The following is a 15,754-nucleotide window of genomic DNA, read 5'->3' as shown; positions in this document are numbered from 1 at the left end:
TGAAAATAACACTACCTATCATAGACGCTTAGTTTGAATGCTGGATTAATTTAGAGGTATGTTTCGAGCCTTGCCAAACCAGCGGCAAAGCTACGCTTACCCGTTCCTAAACGAAAGTGGCACTCGCTCTCCAATAGAAATAACGTTGCGGGTAACAATAGCGTGTTCGAGGTCTCTGCAAATTGACGTGACCACTTTTCAGAATCCCTTACTGAATTAATCTTCAGCAAAGACAACACCCCGCCATGCGGCTCAACCCAAGCGACTTTTTGCGAGTATAAATTGACAAATTCACGCATCAATTGGACGTTATTTGCAATGATGTTCGCATTATGCGCTAAAATAGTTTCACTATGCAGTAATGCGGTTGTTGCCAATAGATCATCCACTTTACTACCACAAATGCTTAAGTAGCTTTTACCGGCCAGCAGCGCATCTGCTAGTGCTTTCGAACCGCAAATTGCCCAACCTACTCGGATGCCAGGTAAGCCCATACTTTTGGATAATACGCCTAACGTAATCGACCGCGGATAAGCTAAAAAGCGCCCACTTACGGCACGGTCATCGCCATGGCTCTGTGCTGATACTTCATCACTTAAAATGTAAGCACCATACTGCTCTGCCAGTTGTTGTATTTGTCCAACTTCATTGTCAGTCAAGCCTGCGCCCGTTGGATTATGAGGAGCGTTGACGATAATGAGTTTGGTTTTTGTCGTCACTGCGTTTTTGAGTCTTTCTATATCAAACTGCCAGTTGTCCTCTTCTCGCAATGGCACCGTGTTGACGATAGCGCCAAACTGTTTGGGGAGTTTTGCAAGCGATGGATAACTAGGCGTACAGACCACCACCTCATCTTGTTGGTCTAGTATTTGCGCCATCGTGGTGAAAATAGCTTCTTGAGCGCCGCTAAACGTCACGATTTGATTAAGATCTACACATGTAGTCGTCGACAGATGATAAGCTTTAATCGCCGCTTTTAGCCCTTCACTGCCCGCAATCGGATTATATCCCAGTTCAATGTCTGGCATTTTGCCGCCACCAAGCTCAATAAGTTCACTAAGCGTGATGCCTTGAGCACAGGAATCACTCAAGTTGATATCGATGGGAGCAGCCAAGCTTTGACTAAACTTAATGTGATCGGGTAATACTAATTCCATTCTTTAACCTAAAAAATCATGCCAGCACTTTGGCTGGCATGTGTATCAACGGCTATTTAAGACGCCATAGCGTAAGTTGGCATCGCTCTAGTTCAACTTTACGTGCGTTTTTGCTTATGGCGGACATTACTTCATCTTCAGCCAACAGTTCAAAATCTCGTCCCAGTAAAATTTCTAAACCATCACGGCCCGTGACATTCTCACCACTGACCTTATAACCGCCTAACCAGTTCTGTGCTTGGGTTAGCGCTTTGTCCCACTGATAGGCTGAGCTTATGGCAAGGATCCCGCCTGCATTCAAGCGCGATTTAATTTGGTTTAAAAAGGTTTTTGGTGAATATAAGTATTCCACAACACGGTGACACAAGATTAAGTCATACTCTGCGAATTGTGGTTTAAGGTTATGACCATCCCCTTGGCAGAAATGAATACGCTCACTGAGTTCATTAAAACCTAATTGCGAAGTAGATACTTCGTGGAAGTCCACAATTTCACCTTCTATCTCGGTAGCAAAGCGTACCGGCGTGCCTTCTTTTAGTGCCAAAGCATGTTGAATATTGCGCGCAGTAAAATCAATGCCATCTACTTGTGCAAAGTGTTTGGCTAATTCAAAACTTGCACGACCGACCGAGCAACCTAAGTCCAGCGCTTTGTTTGTATTACCTTGATAATGCACCATTAACTGTGAAACAACACCTTGCAATGGATTGCCAAAATGCATAACAGGCTTGCCGTAGTGGCTATGTAGCGCATTAGCAACGTCCGCATCCATTTCACACAGGTTGACCTTTTGTACTGGCACTTGTGGGCTCTCACTTTCGATGTATCTGAATCCGGCATGTTGGAAGAAGTGGCGTCTAAAGGCATAACGTGAATCTCGCACGGCTTCGTTGCCTGTAGAAATCCAAGAGCCACCTTTGATCAGATTGTGTTTACCGTCAAAAGTGGGGGTCGAGAAATCATCGTATAAAGGGTGCACTTTAAAGCCGCTATATGCGTCGATCGGACTTTCCGTCCATTGCCAAACATTGCCGATGATGTCGAATAAGCCTTCAGTTTCAAAACGGTTAACCGGACAGCTTGAAGCACATACCTCAAGGTTGATGTTTCCCGGCGCTTCACTCCATGTCGGCAAGTCAACATCGAGCTTATCGCGCAGTACTTGCCACTCAGCTTCTGTTGGTAAGCGCACGAAATGCTCACTTTGCTCAGACTTCCAATTACAAAAAGCCTTCGCTTCAAGGTAATTAACCTCGACTGGCCAATTGAGAGGTAATGGGATTTCCTCGGCTAAGTTTCGTTGCCAAAAACCTGTGTCTTTTTTTACCCAAAAGCGCGGCATGGTTGATTTAGTTGAAGCCAGCCAAGCTTGACCTTCAGCCGTCCAAAACTTAGGCTGCTGGTAGCCACCAGCTTCGACAAAGGTTAAAAACTCTTGGTTTGAGACCACATATTTACTGGCCTTGAATGGCGCCACTTTGACGTCTTGTACACCATATTCGTTATCCCAACCGTAGGTTTGATTTGACTCAGGTTTGCCAAGCCGAACATCACAACCACTTACAGGGATTAGGTTGTTGTCAGGTGCATTACCGTACTCATCACACGCTTCCCAACCGGGTTGTAAAGTCAGGTCAGCCAGCGGCAGCATCCGCATTATTACAGAAGAGGTTTCTAGATGGATACGTTCGTGTTCAATACCCATAAGGACAACCCACGTCAGGCTCTCTTGAGTGATTGGTAGAGTAATATCCATCTCATCGATTAACCCGTTAATAAGCGCATTCACCTGTTGGCGATAAGCACGCACTTCTGGCACTGTTGGCCAATCGTAATTATTGCTATCAAGGTCGTCCCAAGACATTTCGTCTACGCCAACTGCACAGGTAGATTCAATGTGTGGATTAACGCGTTGAGTGATATATTTCCCTAACATCAACTTATTAACGTAAAAACAAGCGGTATGACCGAAATAGAAAATGAGAGGATGCCGTAACCGCTCAGCCTTCACAAAATAGGCGTCGTCATTGTTGATATTGCTAAATAATGATTCGTACTGCTGCCAGCTATTGTTGAAGTATGCTTTGATCTCAGCGCGCTTTTTCTCTACATCGCCACCTGAAAGCCAGATTGGCTTTAATGTATTTGGTCTTTCCATACAATTATCTTCTTTAAACTTGCTACTTCGATACATACACCATTTCAATGCATGCAGCTTTTAAACTTTGCTCACTTTGCCACTTAATACCAATGGCATCTTGCTGTATACGTTTGATAATCTAGCTTAGACCACTGATATCAACTTTTTATGACCTTAACTTATTCACATTTAATTTTCACTGCCGACAGGACTATTTTCAGAAAAAACTTCACTTGGCACATCTGGCATATGTGATAAAAATAAAAAGAGCGCAACTCAGGTCACGCTCTTTTGGCAGCAGGGCTGCATCACAATGAAATTTACGTGACCGCTGGCTCTATGGACTCAGCCGAGCTGGACTCCAATGTCAAAAATACCATCACCATGATATTGGCGATAAACCACAAGTCTTTAATCACAAATTGTCCCAAACCACCAAGCAAGCTCATGTCGCTAAACGCACCGGCTGCGGTAAACAAAAAGCTTTGTGTCATAACAAATACCGCAAGACACCCAAGGCTTGCAACACCAATCAAGACTCGCTGTTTGAACCAAATGCCAATGCCGAGCAAGCCTGCTATCAAAATGTCATAGGTGCCTATCACGTTTGAGGCTTCTTGCACGGTAAACAACTCATACATCCAAGACATAAACGGTGAAGTTTCTACTAGCGGCACGATTGCCTTTGCTTCGAGTTCAAGAAATTTCATTCCACCGATCCAGACTAAAACCAATGCCACCGGGAAATAGTTCGCCCATATGAGCGCTCGCGTGTTGATATAATGACGGCAGTAGAGAAATAGTGCGATGGGTACTAACGCAAAATACTTGATGATCCCTTGCCCTGAACCAATAACGGGAAAACCGCCATGGGCTGCTATCCAGCGGTTTTCGGCAAACAACGTCAACAACGTAAATAAACTAATGATGGCAATTAAGGCAAGTGGCCACGCCGCAGGAATAATCTTACATTGCTGTAAAATGACTAAACCAGCAGCGACCATTAACGCAAAGCCAAATACAATGCCAAGCGTGGCAACAGGCACCCACTCTGTTAACCCGTAAAAGCTAAAGGTGCCTGAAATGGTACTTGGCCCAGCGCCAAACAAAAATGAAATGCCAAGCAGTAATAAACTCACTGCTAACACGCCTGAAATAGAATAATCGATAGTTCTGAACGACATATCTAACCTCTTAATATGCTATTGTCTATAAGACCCGAGGTTTTAGAAAGTTCATTCAGCGATTGTGAAGTTTATGCCCATTGCAAGCTGTGTTGAGTCAGCAGGCAAGTTCAACGCCAGTGCGTCGCAAAGTCAATGAGTCGCGTTAATATTGGGCTTTGAAATTTATCTTTACGCGTCACCAGCCAAAACTGCCTCGGTGTGGCTTTTAAACCTGAAAGCGCCTTAATTCGTTGCTGTGCTATGGCATGTTCAGCGGAGTATTTTGAGATACACGCTAAACCGAGCCCTGCCGCAACACCATTTATAATCGCCTCGGTAGAATTTAACTCAAACGCGGTTCGCCACGACGTAAGCTGCGCTGCAATATTCGCTAAGAAAAATTCTCGACTGCCGGAGCCTTGTTCCCGCAACAGCCAACGAGATTGACTTTGTATCAGCATTTGAAAGTCAGTTACCGCAAAGTCCATTGCACTTACGATACACATTTCATCTTCAAACCAAGGCATGATGTCTAAATCTTCGCCTATCACTCGGCCTTCAACAAAACCAATGTCTAATTCGTAATCACGAAGCATGGCGCACACCTTCGCCGTATTGGTTATAAACAACTGCTGCTGCGTATGCCCTGTTTGCTGCTGAAAAGCCGCTAACATGGGAGGCAGCAAATGATTGCCTAAGGTATCGCTGGCACCAATTTTAATTTCGCCATATAGCCTCTCGCTTCCTTTAAATAAGGACTCTAAGAAGCGACATCTATCAAGCACTTGATGCGCATGCGGTAGTAATAACTCTCCGGCAGGATTTATCATTAATCGATTATTTACACGATCAAATAATGGTTGTTCGAGATGACGCTCTAACTCCGCTAGTGCCATGCTAACAGCTGCCTTAGTTAAACATAGCTTATCCGCAGCGGCCGTGATCGAACGCTCTTGCACGATTACCGTAAATACATTGAGTTGCTTAAGGGTTATCATTGGCGTTAAGAATTATTGAACACTAATTTAAATATATTCAGATATTCTTAATCAAAGCGCAAGCGTATTATCCCTTCACCGAACAATTGTTGTGAAATTACGCATGGCTACTCTTCTTTCTTATGGTAAAAAACTAACAGCCAATATCCCCACCCCTATGTCTGGTCTTGCTCTTGGGCTGGCTAGTTTAGGCTGGTGTATCAGTAACCTCTTTCCCACATTTTTTGTGTTAAAACCTTTAAGTGCACTTCTGGCTGGCTTTATTTTATTGCTGTTAGTGCTTAAGTTTATTCATCAACCAGCTCAATTAAGAGCAGATCTCGCGCATCCAGTGGTTGGGAGTGTATTACCAACCAGCGCCATGACAATCATGGTGATTTCTCATAGCATCGCGGCCTATTCTCACCTTATTGCAACTGTGGTTTGGCTACTCGCCATTGCAGTTCATCTGGGTTTGCTAGCCAGCTTCGTGTATTTTCGCAGCCGCAATTTTGAGCTTAACCAGCTAGTGCCAAGTTGGTTTATTCCCCCTGTTGGGTTTGTCGTTGCCGATGTCACCTTTAACGGCATGTCAGCGTTGCAACCTTTGGCTATGGGGCTTTGGTACTTGGGAGTGATATTTTACTTACTGCTGCTACCGTTCATGATTTACCGTTTGTGTAGAGGCAGTGCCATACCACAGCAAACCCAACCTACAATTGCAGTCATGGCAGCGCCTGCGAGTCTATGTTTGGCAGGATATTTAAGTGTCCACCCAATGCCAGCGGCTGGCGTGGTGTTTGCCCTACTGAGTATTGCTATTATTATGACCCTAGCGATATACCTTGCTTTTATTCAGCTTCTGCGACTGCCATTTAGTCCCGCTTTTGCAGCATATACCTTTCCATTAGTCATCGGTGTCACCGCCATTAGTAAAGTCGTCACTTGGCCCGGCAGCGAACACTTAAGCTCAGGTTGGTTAAGTGTGTTGCAGTACCTAGTTTGGTTTGAACTTGTTGTTGCGATCGCTGTAATTAGCCACGTTTGTATTCACTATGTGCGATTTTTACTAAAAATAAGCACCGCCAATTCAGAGAGTTAAAACTAATATTGCAATAATCTAAACATGCAGCATTTACTTAGCATGCTAACTAATTTAGAATACTTAGCATGCTAAATAAATGTATCTAAGTTATGTCGTCACTTCCATTTCATGAAACGCTCGATCTCAGTCTCTGTGGCAAGTTAGGCCGAGTCCATAGAATTTGCCGTCAAGCCGTAACCCAAGCTGTAGAGCCACTCGGTTTTACCCAGCCACGCTGGACCGCCATGATGCATATTCATCATTTAGGTGAAGGCTGTACACAACACCAATTGGCGTGCAGTTTAGATATCGAAATGCCGAGCCTGACTCGCACGATGAAACAGTTAGAAGAAAATAACGTGATTGAGCGCCGCATTGATAAGCAAGACAAACGCTGTCGTAAAATCTACTTCACCGAACACGGGCAAGCCCAGTTAGCGCAGCTAAAGATGCGGATCAGTGAAGTGAAGGCACTTTTATATCATGAGCTTAGCGATGACGAGCTCAATGCTATTGCACATGCTTTGGTCAAACTTGAGAACAATGCTCAGCAATGTTGTGACAATATTTCTGAAAATGGGAGTACCAGTGAGTAAACTTAGTCCAGATCAGCAATTTTCCCGCTACGTAAAGGTTTCAATCGCTCTTTTTGCACTCTGCTTTAGCTATTTTATCTTTGCTGATCTCTATATACCAATGACGCCTCAGGCACGTGTATATCATCAAGTAACCAAAGTGACGCCTAAAGTCAGTGGTGAAGTGCTTGCAGTGAATATCAGCAATAACCAAAGAGTTCAGCAAGGGCAACTCCTACTTACTATCGATGAAGCGCCGTATCGTTTAGCATTAGCTCAGGCTGAGCTCGCTTTGGCAGAAGTTAATCAACAAAACAAACAATTAGACGCACAGGTAGTTGCCCAGCAAGCACAAATAGAGGCTGCTGTAGCCAAATATGATGAGCAACAGCGACTTTATAAACGCAGCCAATCTTTGCTGTCACAACACGCAATTTCAACGCAGGAATCAGATCAAATTCAAGCAAACTTTGCGACGGCTAAGTCACAGCTTAGTGCACTCAGAGCTAATCTACATGCGCTTGAAGTAAAGCGTGGTGCAACCGACGAACAGAATATTGCACTAATGCAAGCACAAAATGCCGTAGAGCAGGCTAAATTACAGCTCAGCTACACCGAAGTCCGCGCGCCCCATGATGGCATCATTAGTAACTTACAGATCACCACGGGAACCTATGCTCGAACGGGTGTGAGTCTAACCAGTTTGGTTTCGGACAATGTTGACTTAGCTGCAGATTTCAGAGAAAAATCGCTTTACCACGTCAAACTTGGCGAACAAGCGCTAGTGAGCTTTGATGCGTTACCGGGCAAAGTCTATCCCGCCGTGATCCATGAATTTTCTGCTGGCGTCAGTGATGGGCAACTCAATGCCGACGGCCAATTGGCTGCCGTTGAGACCTCCAACCGCTGGGTGCGAGATGCGCAGCGTCAACGCGTTCATTTATCATTTGATGAGCCATTACCTTTACTAGCAAGTGGTGCAAGAGCGACGGTTCAAGTTCTGCCTGAAAGCACTTTGCTTGCAACCCTTGCACAAGCGCAAATTAAATTCGTCAGTCTACTTCACTACGTTTATTGATATGAAAGTTGCACTAAACGCCAATGACCTCAGACAGATGCTACGTATTGCAACTGGGAGTACGTTAGGCTTTGCACTAAGCAAACTGCTCAACTGGCCGTACGGTATCTTTTTTACCGTATATCCCATGCTGCTACTTGGCTTAGTACCAATGTTAAACGCACACATAGTGCGCCAGTTTATCTTAAGTGGGTTGCTCTGTGCCTTTTCGGTATTGGTGCTACAAGGGCTATTTGGCTTCCACCCTGCGTTAATGTCCTTACTCACCTTTGCCTTATTTGCCTTCTTGTTTTTGCAAATGAGCAAAGGCGTTAACTTCTTATTTGGTGCAATGAGTGTGGTGGGACTATCAATCCAACTTCATTTTGCTAGTTACGCTTCAACCAGTGGTGGCTTATATTCACTCATAGCCAGTAACTCTCTGGCTATTATCATTAGTATCGCAACCGCATATGTAATGCATTGGTTATTTCCAGATGTTACTGTGCGTCAATTACCGCCACGGCCTGCGAAAGATGCGGCAAGTATTCGCCATGAAGTCTTACTGTGCGCCACCGTAGCCACTCTCTCATTTATGGTATTCCAAATCCTAGATTTACAAGATTCCGTTTCCGCCCAAGCGGCATCAATACTAATCCTCTTTCCACTGAGTTGGAAGGCAGCGGGCACAGCGGGCTGGCAACGTGCAGTTGGCACGCTGATAGGTTGTAACTTGGCATTAGCAGCGCAAATCCTACTGCAAATCTATAGCCAAATTTTACTTTTTCCAATTTTGATTTTATGGATCTTAGTCTTCATTTTTAGTCGCTACCACTTGCTAAGTGGTGGTGCTCCTGGGATTGGCTTTGGTATTATTACCACTTTTGGGATCTTATTTGGTCAGTCTCTCGCGCCAAATCAAGATTTAATCTATAGCGCACTGTATCGCTTCAGTTCAGTGAGCGTTGCAATTACGGTAAGTCTCTGTGCAATTTACCTTATTCATCGCCTACTTAACCACTTTAGTGCAACGCGCCACCATACCTACGCCTGAATAAAAGGAATCCACTTGAAGCTTGGAAAACGCTTACAGACTTTGCATGATGTTGTTACTGAAGACTATCAACATATTTGGGACTGCTGCTGTGATCATGGCCAGCTTGGCGCACAATTTTTACATTCGAGCCAAGCGCACATACACTTTGTTGATGTAGTCCCAATGCTTATCGCGAAAGTGAAACAGGATCTCGCACGCTTCTTTCCAGAAGCTGAAACGCGCTATAGCCTTTACACCCAAGACGTTGCGAAGCTCCCTCTTGCACAATACTCTGGCAGGCAATTAGTGATCATCGCAGGTGTTGGCGGCGACTTAACCGCAGAACTGATGACAAGCCTTTGCTGCAATTTGCGTGACGAGGTCGATTTCTTGCTTTGCCCAGTTCATCATCATTATACCCTGAGGCAGAACTTGCAATCTTTGCCACTTAAGGTGATCCATGAATCACTGGTTGAAGAAAATCGACGTATTTACGAAGTGCTCTACCTTACTTCAGGTAAGACTGGTGCTGCCATAACCCCGTTGGGCGAAGCGATTTGGCAACAAGGCACGCTTTCCAAACGCTATTTAGAGAAAACGCTGGATCATTATGCACGTGTTGCCAAAGGCAAACCAGAAGCGCAAGCCATTTTATCGGCTTATCAACACCTTACACTATAAAACACAGCGCACTCAGCCAAACTAACTGAGTGCCATAACTTAATCGCTGATAGAGCCCACTATTACGCTTTTGCTTGTAAGCGTTGGCAAGCTGATAGCTAAAAGCGAAACAAATCAATACACAAACGGTAGAAAACCAAGCAAATCGTGAATTTAACGGGCTTACAAACCAAACCAATAAAGGGGCGATAAGTAAGCTTAATAGCATTACCATGCCTGCGAAAGAATGAATATTACACGCTCGACTTGGCGAGGTTGTGTATGGATCCCGATCCATAGGAAAGAAACCTGCAACAGCAGTTGCTAGACCATGACAAACAATCAAACCGCCAATAACACCTAATGCCCAGTTCCCTTCGGGTACCAAGATGATATAAAAACCGAAACTACAAAATAGCAGGGCTAAGGGGTAATTATTAACTGCAGGAGACAATCGCTCTGTTGGGCTACCACTGGCGCCTAACTCACTACAAAATTGATTTTTGTGACTATAATTTGGGTAACGCTTGGCAACGCCATATACCCCTACCAGCATCCATATACTTGCTAGTATGCCAAAATAACTCACCAACTCTTGCAGCATCACGCCTATCCTTAATGCGCTAAATTTATGTCTACACACTTTATACTAATTTAGAAACATACGAAACCGAGCGGCTGCATTCAATTTAGTGAATTTTCCAGCGCTCCAAAATAGCTTGTTGCTGACCACTTTGACTTAATTCCGCTAGTGCGTGCTGCAAGCGGTTCGCAAGCTCATTGGGAAACTCTGCATTCACCGCCAGAGCCAACTCACTTGGGAAATGCTCAAGAAGTAACTTATGCTCAATTGCTTTTGGGTCCAGTTTAAGGGCATTTAGTTCTTTCTCGAGTGTTAATGTGTTGGTTAGGACAAAATCAATCCGGCCCTTAAACAATAAATTCCAAAGACTTTGGTAGTTTGACACTAACACCAACTCATAGCCTTCAGAAAAGCCAGCTTGTTTGAGAAAGGTCTCACTATAATAACCGCGTATGGTTCCGGTGCGATACCGCTTTGCAGCATCAAGATCATTTATAGGCGTTTGAGATTGTTTAAGACCAATGAGTGATGCGGACGTATGGCACATAGTACCCAAAAAGCGGAAATAGACTTCTCGAGTTGGTGTTTTTAGCCAAGATAACAACACCACATTAGGTTTTGTTTCTAATTCGTGTAACACACGTGCCATCGGCATTATGCTAATTTTAGCAGTAACACTTGCTTTATCTGCTACCGCTTGAGCAAGCTCAACTAGGCCACCATCCACTTCTCCTTGGCCATTAATAAAATGATAGGGAGGCAAATCTTCCGCTACAAAGTGCACCGTTTCTTGTGGCGAAGCAATTATTTTGGTTGATACAAGTAGCGCCATAAGGAATAAAATTTTCCGGATCATTTTATCTCAATAAATTAAACAATCATTCGGTCAGTGTGCCCGTATTTGCATTGCAATTCAATCCGCAGCGATGGCTTTGCCTCGCTATGGGTACAGTCATTTACTTATGACCTGCGTTTACCGCTGCCAGACCTTGCCAATCTTCTAAATCTTGTTCTGGCTTTTCAGCACGAAATTGTTGATACAGTACGATACCTTGCTCATCTTCTAAAATATCAACCTGTATGCCCTTGCTTTCAAGTAACGACTCATTGCCTGACGCACTAGTGATATCCCCCACCACGACTCGCTGAAAGCCACGCATATAGAGTAACGTTGCGCATACATCACAAGGACTTAGGCTGGTATACAAAGTGGTTTTACTAAAATCAATCCGTCCCGCATCTCGAATTGCCGAGGTTTCACCATGGTTATATGGGTGGCTCTCTTGTACTAACGTATTATGTCCTTTACCTACAATTTGATTGGTTTCGTTATCAACAATAACCGCACCAATTGGGCAACCGCCCTCTTCATAACCCTTTTTTGCCAGCAAAACAGCAATGCGCATAAAGTCTTTATCGCAAAGCTTACGCGTAAAGTTGCTATCGAGTAATACGCCAAGACTCTTGGTTGGCATATGTGCAATGGCATTGAGCGCGTCGCTATTTACTTGGGTTTCTGCGTTGAGTAATACAGTCATTTTTTATTCCTTGTTGTATTATATGAACCGAGCTTAACACTATAATTTGGCGCAATTATGAAGTACCCAATCACATAGCTTATCTAACCAAGGTTTTGCCACATCGAGCGGCCAACCGCAATTGATCCGCAGGTGATCTTGATACAACTCACGACTTGTAAATAAGCTGCCTTGGCGAATCTCAACCCCAAGTTCAGCGAGCCGTAAAGCGAGTGCATCACAGTCAATATTAGGCAGTTTCAGCCATAATGCCATTCCGCCCTGAGGGGAAGATATTTTACAGCCCTTTGGTAAACGCGATTTCAAATAGCTTTGGTAAGCGAAGCAGTGTGCCGCTAAGGTGCGATTAAGCGTCCGTAAATGGCGCTGGTAATGTCCTGTCTCAATAAATCGTGATACCGCCATTTGTAAACATTGATTTGGCATGCCGTGAAATGCCTGCATGAGCGCGGCCACTTGGCTTTGATAACGCCCAGCTTCACACCATCCAACTTGCAAGCCCGGTGCTAACGTCTTAGACACTGAGCTACACCAAATTACATATCCGGCTTTATCCCACGCCTTTATCGGTAAAGGCATTGTGTGATTATGGCTCAGCTCCCCAAAGACGTCGTCTTCGATAATCGCCACTTGATACCGCACAGCAAAATCCGCAAGCCACGCTTTTTGTTGCACAGATAGACTGTGCCCCGTTGGATTTTGATGGTTTGCCGTAAGCAAACACGCAGATACCCTTTGCGTTGTCACTACCTGTTCCAAGGCTTCTAGGTCGAGTCCTTCGGGCGTCGTTGGGATCTCAATCACCTTGAGCTGTAGCGTTGCAAGCAGTTGCAATAAACCTTGATAACAAGGTGATGGCACTACCACACAATCCCCCGCTTTTGTAACAGCCTGCAGTCCCGCCATCACGGCTTGAATACAGCCGCCAGTCACCACGAGATTATCAGGATTCAGCGCCAACCCCTTTTGTTTAAAGTGCTTGGTTAGATTCTCTCTAAGCGACCTCAGTCCCATCGCATTGGGATAATGAAAATGGTGATACTGAGGAGAGTCGAACGCTTGCTTTATAAACTTAGTCAGGCGATTTATGGGCATCAACTCGGGTGCTACTTGCACCGTCGATAACATCGTATTGAGCCCTACGACAGAGGGTCTTAACGCACTTTTAGGAGATTTCACTTCACTCGTAAACATGGCAAAGTCAATGTCACTATTTTTCGCTTTCGGTTTACAAATATAAAAACCAGATTTCTTTTGAGAAGCTAAAAAGCCATTATCCTGTAATTCCTCATAGGTTCTAATTGCGGTACTCATGCTCACGCCATGCTGCTTGGCAAAGATCCTAAGTGAAGTCATTTTTTCACCGCATTGACGCTCACCAGCGTTTATCTCTGCAATCACCTGCTCACTTAATGTAATAAACTTCTTCGCCATCTGTACCCCTAACAACCAAGAATTCTGTATCTGTACTGCATTTTTACCGAAGTTACACTGTAATTCCAGTATTCGTTCACAAATGGGATTGACACATGACGATGACACACAACCAATGGCAAGCATTACCCCAATTGCTCACTGAGTTTTCTAAACTTACCGAGGCGTTTATACAGTCTAGCAATAGCCGCCCAGTCGCAGGTCGAGATATTGCTCCGCCCGACCTAACACTCACAGAGTCAGGGATTGAGTTTGAATCACTGATAGAGATTTTTAGTAAACAAGTAGTGCCAAACTTAAGCACCAGTATTGGACCTAGGTATTGGGGATTTGTCACAGGCGGCGCGACACCTGTTGCCACCTTTGCCGATTGGCTAGTGTCAACCTATGACCAAAATGTCTCAAAGGGCGATGGCTCCATTGCGACCAGTATAGAGCGGCAGGCCATTCGCTGGCTAACCGAATTATTCGACCTACCAGCAAGCTTTGATGGTCTTTTTACTACAGGGGCGACAGCGGCAAATTACTTAGGTGCGGTCATAGCACGCCAGTTTGCAGGACATCAACAAGGGATCAATGTGGCAGAAGATGGAGCCTTCGGTTTGGAAGTTGAGGTTTTTTGCGCGACGCCCCACGCGAGTATGATTAAAGCGCTTGGTCTTGCAGGCCTTGGCCGCAACCAAATCACTAGAATCGCGACGCAAGTAGGCAATGAGGCTACAGATATTGCAGCGCTTGAGTCAGCGCTTGCAACAAGTAACGCCAAAGGAAAAGTTGTCATCGCCAGTGCCGCCACGGTTACTGGCACTAATTTTGATGATTTAATTCAGATCCGCCATTTATGCGATAAACACCAAGCTTGGCTGCATGTTGATGCTGCATTTGGCATTTTCGAGCGTCTGGTCTCTGGCTCAGAAAGTCGCACTAAGGGGCTAGAGTTAGCCGATAGTATCACCTTAGATGCACACAAGTGGCTCAATGTACCATACGACTGCGGTATTTTTCTCACTCGTCATTTGCACTATCTGGTTGAAAGCTGTGATGTTCCAGCGCCTTACTTAGTCACATCAAAAGCCGATCCTGACTTTTTTTCGATGGGTGTAGAAAACTCTCGTCGATTTAGGGCGCTGCCCGTTTGGATGTCATTACTTGCGTATGGTAAAGACGGGGTCCGTCAATGGGTAAGCAAAAATATTGCGCAAACTAAACAACTTGCAGACTGGTTTACTGATTCTTCAGACTATGATTTAGTTTATTACGGAGAGCTCAACGTAGTGCTTTTCAAGCCAAGTGGCAAAGATGACGCAGCAACAACCGCCCTTCTTCATGCCATTAATGCGGACGGCCGTATATTTGTCAGCCCTGGGAGTTGGCAAGGACAGAAGGTGATCCGTGCTGCGCTCAGTAATTGGCAAACAGAGCAAGTTGATTTAGACATAGCAAAAAGCGCATTAACCGAATTAGCTAAGGCGCTTTAAGATTATAATATTTGAAGTTAGCTAACGCTGTGATTAGGAGTAATACTTTGCGCCAATTTGCGACTGTATTCCTCAAAATCAATATTGCTTTGCTCACCAAGTCCAGCCACCGCATGAGAAATAAACTGCGGTGGTACAAATAGATAAGTACGTTTTTTAAATTTCCAATGACGCACGATGTGCTTGGGCTGATGCTTGTCTTCATCTAACCCAGCCAACGAAAATAAATCTTGCCAGTCACTTTCGGTATCGCCTGTCGACTGGGCAATACTTTGTGGTTCGATACTAAGCAAAATTGCCGACGTTTGTGGCACCCCCATCAACAGCTCACCAATAAAAAAGATGCTACCACTGCGGCAAAGCTGCTGCTGCGCTTCCGTCATCTCAGATTGCTCTGCCATCTTCGCCCTTTGGTATTGCATACCATTAAACATGGACTTGGCAAAAGGCAGCTGCTTTTCAGAAAACTCTCGATTTAAGACATGCTGAAACAGCGCTTTGCCGAGCGCATTACCTACGCCATCGTGACTAAAAGTGCCTTCTTCCACATTGGTTTCAATGAAAAGCCCTGACTCTACCAAAATATTTTTCACAGCTTGGTAGTTAAATATTGAAAACGGCTTCCCCGTCACCGGATTTGTTGTCGATGTCACCGCTTTTGTCATTGCAGCAAAAAACACACTAATATCAACGAATGCACTTTTTAAGTCAGTGTCAAAGCTCTTAATGCTATCCGCCGTAGCACACAACATGATATTACCCGTTTCATTAAACACATAATGTTTAGTAATTGGGGTGTATATTGGCTGTGATTGCGGTTTTGACGGTTTATCTTGCTTGCTAAACCAAGTTGAGAACATTGTTTACTC

Annotated in this window: 15 protein-coding genes; 6 read left to right on the top strand and 9 right to left on the bottom strand. The window is 44.6% G+C overall.

Annotated features, from left to right (window positions below; genetic code table 11):
* Positions 1-50: 50 nt before the first annotated feature.
* From NO992_RS13745 to NO992_RS13730, 4 genes are all read right to left on the bottom strand, one after another.
* Positions 51-1,157: an aminotransferase class I/II-fold pyridoxal phosphate-dependent enzyme gene (locus NO992_RS13745; RefSeq protein ID WP_371378027.1), complete on the bottom strand. Its 1,107-nt coding sequence runs from the start codon at positions 1,155-1,157 to the stop codon at positions 51-53.
* 52 nt (positions 1,158-1,209) lie between these two features.
* Positions 1,210-3,315 carry a 5-histidylcysteine sulfoxide synthase gene (ovoA, locus tag NO992_RS13740; protein ID WP_371378024.1) on the bottom strand — a complete coding sequence of 702 codons (2,106 nt, stop codon included), beginning with the start codon at positions 3,313-3,315 and terminating at the stop codon, positions 1,210-1,212.
* Between the two features lie 302 nt (positions 3,316-3,617).
* On the bottom strand, positions 3,618-4,481 hold the full coding sequence (locus tag NO992_RS13735) for a DUF417 family protein (RefSeq protein ID WP_371378021.1): 864 nt from the start codon (positions 4,479-4,481) through the stop codon (positions 3,618-3,620).
* Between the two features lie 110 nt (positions 4,482-4,591).
* On the bottom strand, positions 4,592-5,461 hold the full coding sequence (locus tag NO992_RS13730; RefSeq protein ID WP_010377563.1) for a LysR family transcriptional regulator: 870 nt from the start codon (positions 5,459-5,461) through the stop codon (positions 4,592-4,594).
* A 103-nt stretch (positions 5,462-5,564) separates the two neighbouring features.
* Between NO992_RS13730 and NO992_RS13725 the strand changes: the two genes are divergently transcribed.
* The 5 genes from NO992_RS13725 (at position 5,565) to NO992_RS13705 (ending at position 9,873) form a co-directional block, all read left to right on the top strand.
* The gene (locus tag NO992_RS13725; RefSeq protein WP_371378018.1) at positions 5,565-6,542 is read left to right on the top strand and encodes a TDT family transporter; all 978 of its coding nucleotides are present in this window, start codon (positions 5,565-5,567) and stop codon (positions 6,540-6,542) included.
* Positions 6,543-6,634: 92 nt separating this feature from the next.
* Positions 6,635-7,120 carry a MarR family transcriptional regulator gene (locus NO992_RS13720; RefSeq protein ID WP_010377559.1) on the top strand — a complete coding sequence of 162 codons (486 nt, stop codon included), beginning with the start codon at positions 6,635-6,637 and terminating at the stop codon, positions 7,118-7,120.
* A complete protein-coding gene (locus tag NO992_RS13715) occupies positions 7,113-8,177 on the top strand; it encodes an HlyD family secretion protein (protein ID WP_010377556.1) in 1,065 nt (354 codons plus the stop codon). The genes NO992_RS13720 and NO992_RS13715 overlap by 8 nt, the downstream gene beginning before the upstream one ends.
* A gap of 1 nt (position 8,178) precedes the next feature.
* Positions 8,179-9,210, top strand: a complete 1,032-nt coding sequence (locus tag NO992_RS13710) for a DUF2955 domain-containing protein (RefSeq protein ID WP_371378014.1) — start codon at positions 8,179-8,181, stop codon at positions 9,208-9,210.
* A 15-nt stretch (positions 9,211-9,225) separates the two neighbouring features.
* Positions 9,226-9,873, top strand: coding sequence for a tRNA (adenine(22)-N(1))-methyltransferase TrmK (locus NO992_RS13705; protein ID WP_010377551.1), 648 nt, complete (start codon positions 9,226-9,228; stop codon positions 9,871-9,873).
* Here NO992_RS13705 and NO992_RS13700 read toward each other — a convergent pair.
* From NO992_RS13700 to NO992_RS13685, 4 genes are all read right to left on the bottom strand, one after another.
* Complete coding sequence (locus NO992_RS13700) at positions 9,863-10,456, bottom strand: DUF998 domain-containing protein (RefSeq protein WP_371378011.1); 594 nt, start codon at positions 10,454-10,456, stop codon at positions 9,863-9,865. The two genes, NO992_RS13705 and NO992_RS13700, sit on opposite strands and share 11 nt — an antisense overlap.
* 85 nt (positions 10,457-10,541) lie before the next feature.
* Positions 10,542-11,291, bottom strand: coding sequence for a substrate-binding periplasmic protein (locus NO992_RS13695; RefSeq protein WP_371378006.1), 750 nt, complete (start codon positions 11,289-11,291; stop codon positions 10,542-10,544).
* Positions 11,292-11,391: 100 nt separating this feature from the next.
* A complete protein-coding gene (locus tag NO992_RS13690) occupies positions 11,392-11,973 on the bottom strand; it encodes a nucleoside deaminase (RefSeq protein ID WP_371378003.1) in 582 nt (193 codons plus the stop codon).
* Between the two features lie 39 nt (positions 11,974-12,012).
* Positions 12,013-13,407, bottom strand: coding sequence for a PLP-dependent aminotransferase family protein (locus NO992_RS13685; RefSeq protein WP_371378000.1), 1,395 nt, complete (start codon positions 13,405-13,407; stop codon positions 12,013-12,015).
* 95 nt (positions 13,408-13,502) lie between these two features.
* On the opposite strand from NO992_RS13685, the gene NO992_RS13680 reads away from it, so the two are divergent.
* On the top strand, positions 13,503-14,885 hold the full coding sequence (locus NO992_RS13680; protein WP_371377997.1) for an aspartate aminotransferase family protein: 1,383 nt from the start codon (positions 13,503-13,505) through the stop codon (positions 14,883-14,885).
* 17 nt (positions 14,886-14,902) lie between these two features.
* On the opposite strand, the gene NO992_RS13675 is transcribed toward NO992_RS13680, so the two are convergent.
* On the bottom strand, positions 14,903-15,745 hold the full coding sequence (locus NO992_RS13675; protein WP_010377539.1) for a hypothetical protein: 843 nt from the start codon (positions 15,743-15,745) through the stop codon (positions 14,903-14,905).
* Between the last annotated feature and the right edge of the window lie 9 nt (positions 15,746-15,754).

Origin of the sequence: Pseudoalteromonas sp. DY56-GL79 (genome assembly GCF_041414765.1) — a bacterium.
Lineage (GTDB): Bacteria > Pseudomonadota > Gammaproteobacteria > Enterobacterales > Alteromonadaceae > Pseudoalteromonas > Pseudoalteromonas piscicida.
The sequence above is the reverse complement of the archived record's forward strand: the minus strand, read 5'-3'. Positions and strand labels throughout refer to the sequence as shown.

Bases quoted from the DNA above. Each gene is read 5' to 3' on its own strand.
- NO992_RS13745 (WP_371378027.1), bottom strand. From the start codon at position 1,157: ATGGAATTAGTATTACCCGATCACATTAAGTTTAGTCAAAGCTTGGCT.
- ovoA (WP_371378024.1), bottom strand. From the start codon at position 3,315: ATGGAAAGACCAAATACATTAAAGCCAATCTGGCTTTCAGGTGGCGAT.
- NO992_RS13735 (WP_371378021.1), bottom strand. From the start codon at position 4,481: ATGTCGTTCAGAACTATCGATTATTCTATTTCAGGCGTGTTAGCAGTG.
- NO992_RS13730 (WP_010377563.1), bottom strand. From the start codon at position 5,461: ATGATAACCCTTAAGCAACTCAATGTATTTACGGTAATCGTGCAAGAG.
- NO992_RS13725 (WP_371378018.1), top strand. From the start codon at position 5,565: ATGGCTACTCTTCTTTCTTATGGTAAAAAACTAACAGCCAATATCCCC.
- NO992_RS13720 (WP_010377559.1), top strand. From the start codon at position 6,635: ATGTCGTCACTTCCATTTCATGAAACGCTCGATCTCAGTCTCTGTGGC.
- NO992_RS13710 (WP_371378014.1), top strand. From the start codon at position 8,179: ATGAAAGTTGCACTAAACGCCAATGACCTCAGACAGATGCTACGTATT.
- NO992_RS13700 (WP_371378011.1), bottom strand. From the start codon at position 10,456: ATGCTGCAAGAGTTGGTGAGTTATTTTGGCATACTAGCAAGTATATGG.
- NO992_RS13695 (WP_371378006.1), bottom strand. From the start codon at position 11,291: ATGATCCGGAAAATTTTATTCCTTATGGCGCTACTTGTATCAACCAAA.
- NO992_RS13690 (WP_371378003.1), bottom strand. From the start codon at position 11,973: ATGACTGTATTACTCAACGCAGAAACCCAAGTAAATAGCGACGCGCTC.
- NO992_RS13685 (WP_371378000.1), bottom strand. From the start codon at position 13,407: ATGGCGAAGAAGTTTATTACATTAAGTGAGCAGGTGATTGCAGAGATA.
- NO992_RS13680 (WP_371377997.1), top strand. From the start codon at position 13,503: ATGACGATGACACACAACCAATGGCAAGCATTACCCCAATTGCTCACT.
- NO992_RS13675 (WP_010377539.1), bottom strand. From the start codon at position 15,745: ATGTTCTCAACTTGGTTTAGCAAGCAAGATAAACCGTCAAAACCGCAA.